The organism is Rhizobium sp. OAE497, from assembly GCF_040546565.1.
Lineage (GTDB): Bacteria > Pseudomonadota > Alphaproteobacteria > Rhizobiales > Rhizobiaceae > Rhizobium.
Genome location: NZ_JBEPOA010000002.1, coordinates 1,020,972 through 1,033,003, shown reverse-complemented (window position 1 = coordinate 1,033,003; position 12,032 = coordinate 1,020,972). Strand labels below are relative to the sequence as shown.

Sequence of the window (12,032 nt, the reverse complement as noted above, 5' to 3'; positions counted from 1 at the left end):
CGTAGAAATGTGCTCGCGCGGCAAGTGTCAGAACGTCGCACCAAGCAACGCCCAAGTGCAGGCTTCAGCCTTTACTAAGGAGTCCCCGGCATAATGCTCGCCAAAGAGGGGCGGGCACGCGTCAGTGGGCAATAAATTAACGTGGACGAACAACGAGCTTGAAGACCTGGTCAGGCAGCTCGGCATTGCGCTTGAGGCATCCGGCATCGGGATCTGGCAGCACAATATCGCCAAGAACCAGACCCGGTGGGACGATCAGCTGCAGCGCATTTACGGCGTTGCCAAGGGCGAACACGACGTCATCTGGCTGGAGAGCGTGCATCCCGACGACTGTCCGGGTGCCAGCACGATCTTCAAGGCGGCCATTGCCAACAAGAGCGACTATGCCTCGGAGTTTCGTATCATCCGCCCGGATGGCGAGATCCGCCATATCCGATCACGAGCACAGTACTTCGTGGACGGCCAGGGCGAGCCCTGCTTCATCGGCGCCGAATGGGATGTGACCGAGGACGCATTGCGCAACCAGCAGCTCGCCAAGCAGCGCGAAGCGGCCGAGCAGAGCCGGGCGGAAGCACGCTATGCAGCCGATCACGATTCTCTCACGAGCCTATTGAATCGCCGCGCCTTCGACGATGCCTTTGCGCGCCTGCTGCAAGCGTCCGAACCCGTTGCCTCGCTCTGTCATATCGATATCGACCGGTTCAAGGAGATCAACGACCGCTTCGGCCATGGCGGCGGCGATACGGTGTTGCGGCATGTCGGTTCCGTGCTTGCTTCGGGGATCGCCGGTGGCGAGATTGCAGCGCGCCTTGGCGGTGACGAGTTTGCGGTTCTGTCGCTTTCGCCTGAGCCGGATCGAATGCGCGAGATCGTTGCGAGAATCCGCCAAGATCTGCAGAAGCCGGTCTTTATCGATGGCGAGCCTTTCACCGTGGAATGCTCGATCGGCTACGCCCATGCGAGCGGCGCCGATGTTGCCGCGCTGCTGACGTCTTCCGACATCGCGCTCTACGAGGCGAAGAAGAACGGCCGCAATCGCGACCAGCTGTTTACGCCGGCACTTGCCGAGAAGCGCAACGCCGAAAAACAGATGCTGCAGGAGTTGCGCAGCGGCCTGCACATCGGCGAGATCGTGCCCTTCTATCAGGTAAAGGTCCGCGCCAGCGATTATGCGATCTGCGGTCTCGAAGCGCTTGCCCGCTGGGAGAGCCCGAAGGGCTTGCGCATGCCGGGCGATTTCCTTGAGCTTGCTGCCGCTAACGGCCTGATGGACGCCGTCGATGACGCTGTCTTCCGCCGCGTGCTCTTCGATATCAATCGCTGGTCGATGGCGGGGATCAAGGTTCCGACGGTGTCGGTCAACCTCTCGGCCGCCCGCCTCGGCGATCCGTCGCTGCCCGGCAAGGTCAGCGCGCTCGGTATTGCACCCGGGCAAATCAGCTTCGAATTCATCGAGACCATCTTCCTGGATACGCTGAGCGAGCAGGTGAAGCGCAATATCGAGCGCATCCGCCAGCTCGGCATCGATATCGAGATCGACGATCTTGGTTCCGGCCATGCTTCGCTGCTCGGCCTGCTCGAGCTCAGGCCCAATCGCGTCAAGATCGACCGCCATCTCGTGCTGCCGATCCTGAAGAGCGAGACACAGCGGCGGCTGATCGGCTCGCTGATCGACATTGCCCGCACGCTCGAGATCGAGGTCGTCGCCGAGGGTGTCGAGACGCTGGATCACGCCCGCCTGCTGGCCGGGCTTGGCGCCGATACGCTGCAGGGATACGCCTTCGGCCGGCCGCAACCGGCGCAGGTGACACAGGCGGTCCTGGAGACGGCCGCTGCCCGCAGGATGGAGAATGCCGGCTGAGATGGTTCAGAACTGTCCTACGCCGTGCGCCTTGAGCGCATCGAGAAACGGTTTTGGCCGCAGGTCGGTATCGAGCGGCAGGCCACGGTTGAAGCCGGGCGAGGTTCCGTCGCGCCAGTAGCCATGCTGCTTGTAGGCCTCGACCTCTTCGGGCGGTAGCCCAAGCCAGGAATAGCGATCCGTCAGCCCCCAGGTGGCGACGCCGCGCAGATCCTCGAAATCGCAGACCACATCGAGATAGCGCGCCACCTCGGCCCCGACTTTCGCATCGCGCTCTACCGCTGACATGACATAGTCGGCTTCGGTGACATCGAGCTCGGTGACGAAGACGAAAAGACCGAGATTACGGATCTCCTTCAAGAAGCTCGAAATGGCAGCCTGCGACACCGGCCCCTTGCGCAGGTCGAGATGGGCCTGCAGCCCGATGCCACCGATCGGGACGCCACCCATCTTCAGCCGTTCGAGCAGCCGCAGGAAGTGAAAGCGCCGGTCGTGCTCCACGGTCAGATCATATTCGAGCCCATACTCGTTGATCAGCAACTCAGCACCCGGTGATGCCGCCCGCGCCGCCTGAAGTGCCATCGCGATGTAATCGGCACCAAAACAGTCCAGGAAGACGGATGGCCTGAGGCCGTCGTCCCGGAACCCCGTATCGATCGGCTCGTTGACGACGTCCCAATAGCGGACACCCGCGTAGCGGCCGACCATCCGGCCGATATGACCCGTGACGGTGCTCCAGTCGCGGGTCTCGCGGAGATGGTCAGGCAGCCAGGGCGGCATGCTGCGGTGCCAGAGCAGCGTATGGCCATAGATCTCCTTGCCGTGATCCCTGGCGAAATTCGCCACCGTATCTGCTGCTTCGAACGCGAACTGCCCTTGCCGCGGCTCGATCTGGTCCCATTTGAACTCGATCTCCGGCGTCAGGCGGCTGCAATATTGCAGGAGAGAATCCCGGTATTGCCCGTCCGCTTCGATGAATTGGGTACGGGCGGCTGACCCGAAAGGGATAGGCCTACTCCTTTGGGATGAGTAGGCTGGCTTTAAGGATGAAGCGGCTGCAATTGCGCCCATAGCTCCGGTTGCAATATTCCTTAAGAAGCCCCGCCTCGACAACTCTGGCATTGTATTTCCTCAGGTAACGGCTTCTGCTTTTCACAGAAATAAGGCGTTCAGAAGATTAAAAACGCAATTTGCGGTTATCACGTGTAATTGTATTTTCGAAAAAGCTATATTAATGGACCGTTAACAACAAGAATAAGGGGGAAGCCTCAAGAACAATCTATCAACTGCTTGCTGAAGAGCCTTGTTCTTCGGAGCGATATTGTATGGAGTCCTAAGGTGATAGAGTTTAATCATGCGACCGGGTCGCTGCGTCCCGCTCTCGAGGGCGCAAATATCCTGATAACCGGCGGAGCCGGTTTCCTCGGATCTCATCTTGCAGATCTGCTCGTTTCCCGCGGCAATCACGTTTATTGCCTCGACAATTTCCACACCGGCCGTGCGTCCAATCTCTCCAGACTCCAGTTCAGCAACCGCCTGAGCGTCGTGCAGCATGACGTCACCGACGAACTGCCCGATACCTTGCCGAAATTCGCGGAGATCTACAATCTCGCCTGCCCGGCGTCACCCGTACATTATCAGGCCGATCCCGTCGCGACCGCGATGATCAATTGCAAGGGCGCCTGGAATGTGCTGCGCCGCGCCGAACGCGACGGCGCCCGCGTCTTCCACGCCTCCACCTCGGAAATCTACGGCGATCCCGAAATCCACCCGCAGCCGGAACACTACTGGGGCAACGTCAACACCGTTGGCCCACGCTCCTGCTACGACGAGGGAAAACGCTTCGCCGAGACGCTGTTTACCGATTTCGGCAAGACCCGCGGCGTCACCGTCCGCATGGTCCGCATCTTCAACACCTACGGCCCGCGAATGCAGCCGGACGATGGCCGCGTCGTCTCGAATTTCGTCATTCAGGCGCTGCTCGGCCAGCCGCTGACCGTCTATGGCGATGGCAGCCAGACGCGCTCCTTCTGCTATGTCGACGACCTGATCCGCGGCTTCGACCTCCTGATGCGCAGCGAACTCGCCGACACGCCGGTCAATCTCGGCAATCCCGGCGAATTCACCATGGAAGAGCTCGCGCATCTCGTCCTCGAGATCACCGGCTCCCGCTCGCCGATCGTCCGCCTGCCGCTTCCGGTCGACGATCCCAAGCGCCGCAAGCCCGATATCAGCAAGGCGAGCGAGCTTCTCGGCTGGCGCCCTGAAGTGAGCCTCCGCGAGGGACTGCTCAAGACCATCGAATATTTCGACGGCGAACTCAGACGGCAGCCCGCCGCCGCCATCAGCGCTGCTGAATAACCATCAGATCATAGGTGAAACATGAAAGTCATAATTGTTGGCTCCGGCTACGTGGGCCTGGTTTCCGGTGCGTGCTTTTCCGCCATCGGTCATTCCGTCGTCTGCGTCGATAGCAACGCGCAGAAGATCAACCTCCTGAACTCCGGCGGCGTGCCGATCTTCGAGCCCGGTCTCGACGCCCTGATCAAGACCAATATCGATGAGAGCAGGCTGACCTTCTCGACCGATCTCAAGTCATCGCTCAAAGGCGCCGATTTCGCTTTCATCGCCGTCGGCACGCCGACCCGCCAGGGCGGCAGCGAAGCGGATCTGACGAGCGTTTATGCCGTCGCTTCCGAGATCGCGCTCAGCGCCGAAGACGGCCTCGTCGTCGTCACCAAGTCGACCGTGCCTGTCGGCACCGGCGATGCCGTCGAAGCGATCATCCGCACCTCGCGTCCCGATCTCGTCTTCGCCGCCGTGTCCAATCCGGAATTCCTGAAGGAAGGCAGCGCCATCGATGACTTCATGAGCCCGGATCGCGTCGTCGTCGGCTGCGATGTTCCCTGGGCGACCGAGAAGATGAAGATGCTCTACGAGCCGCTTCGCGCCACCGGCGCTCCAATCCTCTATACCGGCCGCAATGCCGCTGAAGTCATCAAGTATGCAGCAAACGCTTTCCTCGCCATCAAGATCTCCTTCATCAACGAGATCGCCGATTTCTGCGAGGCGGTCTCCGCCGACGTCTCGGAAGTCGCAAACGGGATCGGCCAGGACACCCGTATCGGCCGCGCCTTCCTGAACCCGGGTCCAGGCTATGGCGGCTCCTGCTTCCCGAAGGACTCGCTGGCATTGCTGGCAACCGCGCAGAGCCATTCCGTCAGCCTACGCGTTGTCGAGAGCTCGATTGCCGCCAACGACGCCAGAAAGCGTGGTATCGGCCGGCGCGTCATCACGGCGCTCGGCAATCAGGTGCGCGGCAAGACGATCGCCATCCTTGGCCTTACCTTCAAGGCCAATACCGACGATATGCGCGAGGCGCCGTCGCTCAACATCATCGCCGCCCTGCAGAAGATGGGTGCCCGCGTTCGCGCCTACGATCCGGAAGGCATGGAGCAGGCGCGTCACTATCTGCAAAATGTCGATTATGCCGAGAACGCCTATGACTGCGTCGCCGGCGCCGATGGCATCGTTGTCGCGACCGAGTGGAAGGAATTCCAGGGGCTCGACTTTGCCCGCCTCGGCTCGCTGGTCAGTCATCCTGTCATCGTCGACCTGCGCAACATCCTCGATAGCCGCAAGGTCGAAGCTGCCGGCTTCGAGCTTCACCGGATCGGCTCGCCGCGCCGCACCGAGACCGCATCGATCCAGGTCACCCCGCGCCTCCTGAAGCCCAAGAATGCAGGCCGCGTCGAGCGGGAGCATCCGGCGGCCAATGGTTCGGTGCGCCCGGCACCACAGCCTGCTGCAGTGTAATATCTATATCCAATCAAAGGTTTAGCGTACGATGGATATGATCTCGATTTCAGGCCAGTATGCCCTGCTCACGCTCTTCTTCGTGGTGCAGATCGCCTACAGCCTCAGCCTCGGGCTGAACTTCTTCTTCGCCAGCCTGCCGACGAACATGGTGACGCAGGCAGACATCGATGCGGTGACGGAGGACGAATGCCCCTTCATCGTTCTCTTCTATCCGGTTCTGCGCGAGCTGGAAGGAACGATGCGCACGACCTTCACCTCGCTCTCGCAGCTTCGCTACCCGAAGCATCGCTACAAGGTCGTGGCGATCCCCAACGAGAACGACTACGAGACGGTGGCTTCGCTCCGCCGTCTCAAGCAGGAATTCTCCTTCCTCGAAATCGTCGAGGTGCCGCCGACCACGCATCCGAGCTGGCAGGCGGTCTGGGACGGCTGGGACTCCACGCGGAAGGCCTATTGGTGGCATGAGGGGCACCGCGCCTACAATCGCGACCTGCCGCCGAAAAAGACCCGCCAGCTGGTCTATGCCTTCTACAACGTCGCCAAGAAGTTCGAGGGCCGCGAGGACTTCCTGGTCAACTATATCGATGCCGACAGCTGCCCGCCTGCCGATCACTTCCTGGCCGGTGCCGCCGGCATGAAGAAATACGATGTTCTGCAGGCACAGAACATCGCCGGCAATCTCAACGAGAGCATGGCGGCGACCTGGCATGCCGCCGATCACATGTCCTGGGACGGGCTCACCTACCCGCATCTGACAGCCAATGGCCGTCAGCCCTATTGGGTGCTGGGCAAGGGTCTGTTCTTCCGCGCCTCGGACCTGATCGAACTCGGCGGCTTCCACCCGTGGATCACCATCGAGGATCCCGAGGTCGGCATGCGGTTCTGGACCAACGGCCGCAAACTCGGCGTCATCGAAAACCCGCTGATCGAGGAAGTGCCCTCGACGCTGATGCACGGCATCACGCAGCGCAAGCGCTGGGTCTGCGGCTTCTTCCAGAGCCTGACCTCGCCGCTGACCTCGATGGGCATGACCCGTTGGCAGAAATTCCGCGCCTGGCTGAACTTCCTGCCGTGCCTGTCGATGTCGATCAACACCATCGGCATACCGATCGGGATATGGGCGATGTGGCAGTATTTCAGTGGACAGGGCAATTTGCCCGCCGAGGCCGCCATCTTCCCGATCCTCAATCTCAGCATGTTCTCGCTGCTGCTGCTGCGTCTCTACATCAGCGTCTGGACGCGCAGCAAACTGGTCGCCGAGAGCGTCTGGACGAGGGTCTGGTACCTCGTGCGCATCAATCCGGTATCGCTGATGGTCTGGTGGCTGATCTGGCTCATCCCGCTCTACATCGGGCTGCGCATGTACATCAAGGATCAGGGCCTCGTCTGGGAGCGCACGGTCAAGACCAATGCAAACGAAGACCTGATCATGACGCAAATCGCGGCTGAATGACCCGCAATCAACCTCAATGTAAGGAGTAGGGAAAATGACGAAAGGACATGTACTGGTAACAGGTGGCGCCGGCTTCATCGGATCGCACCTTGTCGATTATCTCCTCGGGCGCGGCTTCGAAGTCACCGTTCTCGATTGCCTGCTGGATCAGGTCCACGGCGATGCCGAAAAGGACGCGCAGGGCTGGCCGGTCTATCTCAACAAGAAGGCCCGCCGCATCAAGGGCAACATCCTCGATGACGGCGTCTTCGAAGCGAGCCTGACGGGCATCACCCACCTCGCCCATCTGGCGGCCTCGGTCGGCGTCGGTCAGAGCATGACCAACATCGTCGAATATACCCGCAACAACACGATGGCAGCAGCCGTCATCCTCGAAGTTCTCTCGAGAATGCCGCTTGATGCCTCCGGCAACCATCCGATCAAGCGCATGGTCGTCGCCTCCTCGATGTCGATCTATGGCGAAGGCGAATACGAGATCGAAGGCACCGGTGACAGCACAGCGCCCGAGCTGCGCAGCCATGAGCAGCTGGCCGAACGCAGCTGGGAGCTCTTTACCGGCGATGGCGCCAAGCTCATCCCGATCCCCACGACTGAGAAGAAGCTGCTTCAGCCGGCCTCGATCTATGCCGTCAACAAGCGCGACCATGAGGAGATGTTCCTCTCCGTCGGCCGCGCGCTGAATATCCCGACATCGGCGCTCCGCCTGTTCAACGCCTATGGATCGCGCCAGGCACTCAGCAACCCCTATACCGGCGTCGCCGCCATCTTCATCTCCCGCCTTCTCAACGACCAGCCTCCGCTGGTTTTCGAAGACGGCGAGCAGAAGCGCGACTTCGTCCATGTCATGGACGTTGCCAATGCATTCGCGACGATCCTGGAAAGCGACAAGCGGGTCTGGGACGTGTTCAACGTCGGCAGCGGCAAGTCGATCACCGTCAATGACATTGCCCGGACGCTCGCCCGCCTGCTGCAGAAGAATATCGCTCCCGATATCCTCCAGAAGTACCGCGTCGGCGACATCCGCCACTGCTTCGCAGACATCAGCAAGATTCGCGATGTCTTCGGTGTAACGCCGCAGCGCGACTTCGAGGAAGGGATGGCCGAATTGATCGAATGGGTCAAGACAGCCAAGAAGCCGGTAGACAAGACGGCGGTCAGCATGGCCGAACTCAGCAGCAGCAAGCTGATGGTCTGACGCCTGCGGGAGCCGGTCCGCCGGCTCCCCTTTCAGCCGATGCTCGCCTCGGAGAAAGCGGTGTTCATCGCGTAATAGAGCTCCTTCGGCCGCATGTCGTTATCGAAGGGCAGACCGCGATTGCTCGATGTCGCGGCACCCTTGACGTCACGACGCTTGTATTCGTCCGAATTGAGCCAGGAAAGACCGTCCGAAAGCCCCCAGGAGGTGATGCCTTTGACCGCGGGAACTTCAAGCACGATGTCCAGATAGCGGCGAACCTCGTCCGACACCTTCCGGTCACGCACCGCCTTGGGCACACTGAGATCGGCTTCCTGAATATCCAGCTCCGAGACGAATATCTCCAGCCCCAGATCGGCCGCCGCCTCCAGAAACGGCTTGATCGTGCTGCGCTTCACCCTGCCCTTGGTGAGATCGAGATGCGCCTGAACACCGAGGCCGTCAAAAGGCAGCCCTGCCCGCTTCAATCGCTCCAGGAGCCGCAGCACCGCAACGCGGCGCGCCGCATCGACAGGATTGTCATACTCGAGACTGTACTCGTTGATCAGGAACTTCGCCTGCGGCGCATGCTGGCGGGCTTCCGCCAGCGCTCGCTCGACATAGTCGGGGCCGAAAGTCTTGTAGAAGATGTTGCGGCGAAGACTGTCGCTCTCGGCGGTGTCGACGACCTCGTTCAGCAGATCCCAACGGCCTATCCTGCCGCCGAAATGCGAGAGCACTGCCTGCATGTAAGTCGAGATGACGGACCAGTCGCCCGGATTGGCGGCCATATGTTCCATCGCCCAGGGCGGTACACTTTGGCCCCAGAGCAGCGTGTGGCCGTGCACCGCGATGCCGCTTTCGGTTGCCATGCCGATCAGCTCGTCGACCGGCTGGAAATTATAGGCGCCGCGGTTCCATTCGAGCGCTGCCCATTTCAGATCGATCTCCGGCGTCACCGCGCCGCAATTCTGCAGCACCGCGTTGCGCAAAGCTGAACGCTCGCGCAGCTGGTCGATCCTGACTGCCGTGCCGAAGTACCGGCCCTGCGGCGCGAGATGGGCGTTCAAACCGGACATAGCAGGGCTCCATGCCGTGGCTGCCGCACGCGGAAAGGCAGCGGCTGCGGCTACCGCCGCCAGCCCCGTCAGCATCGATCGTCTGCCAAACTGCCGTGTCATCGCAAGATGCTCCAGCTGATCGCGGAGCATCTTCGGTTTATTCCGTTATTTATTCGCTAATTTAGGCGCGCCTTTATTCGCAGTATTCGGCGAAATACTTGCCATCAATACTGCCGAAGCTTGCTGGCGACGCTCTGCAGTGTCTTGAACCCTTCATAGCGAGCCGTATGCGTGGCTGCATGGGCGCCATCGGCGGGAGCAAAAGTCGTATCGACGGCCGTCAGTCCGGTCATTGCCTCGCGGACATCGCTAAACAGCCCTGCCGCGACCGAACCCAGGATCGCCGCCCCCAACAGCACCGGCTCGTCCGCCTTGGTGGCGATGACGGGCTTGCCGCTGGCATCGGCGAGCAGCTGGCGCACGAAGTCATGCTGGCCCGCTCCGCCGCTGATGACGATATTCTCGACGCTGACGCCTGTGGCGGCCTGCGTATCGACAATCTGCCTGAGGCCATAGCCAATGCCGCAGAGGCCGGCGATGTAGAGCGAGACCAGATTGTCGAGATCCCGTTCCATGCCGAGACCGGTGATGACGGCCCGCGCATGCGGATCGGCGAAGGGCGCGCGGTTGCCGAGGAATTCCGGGACGACGTGGAGCCCCTTGGCGAGCGTGACGGCATCCGATGCGGAAGAAACCTTTCCGGCCGCCTGATCCGCCAGGAAGACGGGGAGCGGCACACCGGCGCTCCTGGCGCGTTCCTTCGCTTCGGCTGCGGCCGGGTGGAAGGAGAGAAGCTGGTCGATCGCGGCACCCGCAGCACTCTGGCCGCCTTCGTTGAGCCAGAGCCCCGGGACCATGGCGGAATAATACGGTCCCCAAACGCCTGGCACGAAAGCCGGCTCCGAGGTCGATGTCATGGTGCAGGAGGAGGTGCCGAAGACATAGGCGAGATTGGCCTGCGGGCCTCCGCCGATCCCGACCGTGCCGATGCCGCCGGCATGGGCGTCTATCAGCCCTGCAGCGACAGCGGTACCGACAGGCAATCCAAGCTCTTCTGCCGCTGCGGCCGTCAATCCATGGCCAAGCGGCGAACCGGGTTCGACGATCGACTGGCCGATGCGGAGGAAGTTCTCGTCAGCCAGAGCGCCGAGGCCGATCTCTTCGAAATAGCCAGCATCCCAGCGCTTCTCATGCGCCAGATAGGTCCATTTGCAGGTGACGGTGCAGGTCGAGCGCGAGAGGTCGCCGGTCGCCCGCCATGTCAGGAAATCGGCGAGATCGAAGAACTGCCAGGCCCTGTCGAAAATCTCGGGGCGGTTTTCCTTCAGCCAGAGAAGCTTCGGCGTCTCCATTTCAGGAGAGATTTTGCCGCCGACATAGCGGAGCACGTCGTGACCCAGCGCGTTGATCCGCTCCGCCTGCGGAACGGCGCGGTGGTCCATCCAGACGATAATGTCCCGCTCGGGATTTTCGGAGGGGCCGACGGCGAGCGGCTTGCCGCCCTCACCTAACACGACGAGCGAGCAAGTGGCATCGAAGCCGAGACCGACGACGGAAGCCGGATCGACAGCGGCCAGCGACACGGCTTCGCGCACGGAGGCACAGACCGCCGTCCAGATCTCCGTGCTCGACTGCTCGACCATCGAGCCCGGCTCATGGAACAGCGTGATGTCCCGCTTGGCGGAAGCCAGCATCCGGCCGGTGAGGTCGAACAGTCCGGCGCGGGCACTGCCGGTGCCGACATCGACGCCGATGACGTGTTTGGCACCCGCTTGTGGCGTGTGAGATGTGTCGCTCATGGTCTCTCGTTTCGGTCAGGCGGAACAGGGTCGATCGCGGCCCTTGAGCGGGCCTTGCGATGTTCAGAGATCGACGCTGTTCGGCAAAATCACCAGATCGCGGATCGTCACGTTGCGCGGACGCGACAGCATGAAGAGCACGGCGTCGGCCACTTCCTTCGGCTGCATCAGGCTGCCATTGGCAAGCGCCTCGTCGAGCTTGGCCTTCGGCCAGTCGTCGAGCAGAGCCGTCACCACCGGACCCGGCAGAACCGCGCCGACGCGCACGCCATGCGGCGCCACCTGGCGGCGGGTGGAATGAACGAAGGCCTGTACCGCGAATTTCGAGGCCGTGTAGATCGGCTCCCAGACGACGGGCACCATGCCGGCGATCGAGCTCGTAAACAGGATGTCGCCCGACTTCTGCTCGATCATGTGCGGCAGGACCGCATGAACCGAACGGAAGGCGGCGTTGATGTTGAGGTTCAGCATCCGGTCCCACGCGTCGGGATCGCCCTCGGCCACCTGTCCGCCGATATAGGCGCCGGCATTGGCATGGAAGATGTCGAGCCGCCCGGCAATCTCCAGGATGCGCGGCAGCATGCCGGAAACCTGCTTGCCGTCGAGCAGATCGACCACGAGAGGCAGGGCGCCCTCGCCGATCTCCTTGCAGAGCGCTTCGAGCTTGTCCTTGGCGCGGTCGACGAGCACGACGGTGGCGCCTTCTGCATGCAGGGTGCGGGCGCATTCCAGCCCGATACCCGATGCAGCACCCGTGATGGCGGCAACCTTGCCCTTCATCAATCCAGTCATGGCAAATACTCCT

The 12,032-nt window shown here is 61.8% G+C and carries 9 protein-coding genes; 5 read left to right on the top strand and 4 right to left on the bottom strand.

The features are described from left to right. Window positions 1-124: 124 nt before the first annotated feature. Window positions 125-1,861 (top strand): bifunctional diguanylate cyclase/phosphodiesterase, encoded by a 1,737-nt coding sequence (locus ABIE40_RS24415; protein WP_130281341.1) that lies wholly within the window; start codon window positions 125-127, stop codon window positions 1,859-1,861. Window positions 1,862-1,867: 6 nt separating this feature from the next. Here ABIE40_RS24415 and ABIE40_RS24410 read toward each other — a convergent pair whose 3' ends face one another. After that, on the bottom strand, window positions 1,868-2,932 hold the full coding sequence (locus tag ABIE40_RS24410) for an endo-1,4-beta-xylanase (protein ID WP_199628150.1): 1,065 nt from the start codon (window positions 2,930-2,932) through the stop codon (window positions 1,868-1,870). Between the two features lie 267 nt (window positions 2,933-3,199). On the opposite strand from ABIE40_RS24410, the gene ABIE40_RS24405 reads away from it, so the two are divergent. Genes ABIE40_RS24405 through ABIE40_RS24390 form a run of 4 tightly spaced genes read left to right on the top strand, consistent with a single transcriptional unit; the run spans window position 3,200 to window position 8,328 of the window. Then, on the top strand, window positions 3,200-4,222 hold the full coding sequence (locus tag ABIE40_RS24405; RefSeq protein WP_354541133.1) for a UDP-glucuronic acid decarboxylase family protein: 1,023 nt from the start codon (window positions 3,200-3,202) through the stop codon (window positions 4,220-4,222). Window positions 4,223-4,243: 21 nt separating this feature from the next. Further along, window positions 4,244-5,677, top strand: a complete 1,434-nt coding sequence (locus tag ABIE40_RS24400; protein WP_199628151.1) for a UDP-glucose dehydrogenase family protein — start codon at window positions 4,244-4,246, stop codon at window positions 5,675-5,677. A 31-nt stretch (window positions 5,678-5,708) separates the two neighbouring features. Beyond that, window positions 5,709-7,133: a glycosyltransferase family 2 protein gene (locus ABIE40_RS24395; RefSeq protein ID WP_199628152.1), complete on the top strand. Its 1,425-nt coding sequence runs from the start codon at window positions 5,709-5,711 to the stop codon at window positions 7,131-7,133. A 34-nt stretch (window positions 7,134-7,167) separates the two neighbouring features. Further along, window positions 7,168-8,328 (top strand): NAD-dependent epimerase/dehydratase family protein, encoded by a 1,161-nt coding sequence (locus tag ABIE40_RS24390; protein ID WP_199628153.1) that lies wholly within the window; start codon window positions 7,168-7,170, stop codon window positions 8,326-8,328. Between the two features lie 32 nt (window positions 8,329-8,360). Here ABIE40_RS24390 and ABIE40_RS24385 read toward each other — a convergent pair whose 3' ends face one another. From ABIE40_RS24385 to ABIE40_RS24375, 3 genes are all read right to left on the bottom strand, one after another. Next, complete coding sequence (locus tag ABIE40_RS24385; protein WP_199628154.1) at window positions 8,361-9,386, bottom strand: endo-1,4-beta-xylanase; 1,026 nt, start codon at window positions 9,384-9,386, stop codon at window positions 8,361-8,363. 206 nt (window positions 9,387-9,592) lie between these two features. Then, on the bottom strand, window positions 9,593-11,227 hold the full coding sequence (locus ABIE40_RS24380) for an FGGY-family carbohydrate kinase (protein WP_199628155.1): 1,635 nt from the start codon (window positions 11,225-11,227) through the stop codon (window positions 9,593-9,595). Between the two features lie 63 nt (window positions 11,228-11,290). Next, a complete protein-coding gene (locus ABIE40_RS24375; protein ID WP_199628156.1) occupies window positions 11,291-12,019 on the bottom strand; it encodes an SDR family oxidoreductase in 729 nt (242 codons plus the stop codon). Window positions 12,020-12,032: the final 13 nt, after the last annotated feature.

Coding starts and splice junctions, on each gene's coding strand:
- ABIE40_RS24410 (WP_199628150.1), bottom strand. CDS start 2,932: ATGGGCGCAATTGCAGCCGCTTCATCCTTAAAGCCAGCCTACTCATCC.
- ABIE40_RS24400 (WP_199628151.1), top strand. CDS start 4,244: ATGAAAGTCATAATTGTTGGCTCCGGCTACGTGGGCCTGGTTTCCGGT.
- ABIE40_RS24395 (WP_199628152.1), top strand. CDS start 5,709: ATGGATATGATCTCGATTTCAGGCCAGTATGCCCTGCTCACGCTCTTC.
- ABIE40_RS24390 (WP_199628153.1), top strand. CDS start 7,168: ATGACGAAAGGACATGTACTGGTAACAGGTGGCGCCGGCTTCATCGGA.
- ABIE40_RS24385 (WP_199628154.1), bottom strand. CDS start 9,386: ATGTCCGGTTTGAACGCCCATCTCGCGCCGCAGGGCCGGTACTTCGGC.
- ABIE40_RS24380 (WP_199628155.1), bottom strand. CDS start 11,227: ATGAGCGACACATCTCACACGCCACAAGCGGGTGCCAAACACGTCATC.
- ABIE40_RS24375 (WP_199628156.1), bottom strand. CDS start 12,019: ATGACTGGATTGATGAAGGGCAAGGTTGCCGCCATCACGGGTGCTGCA.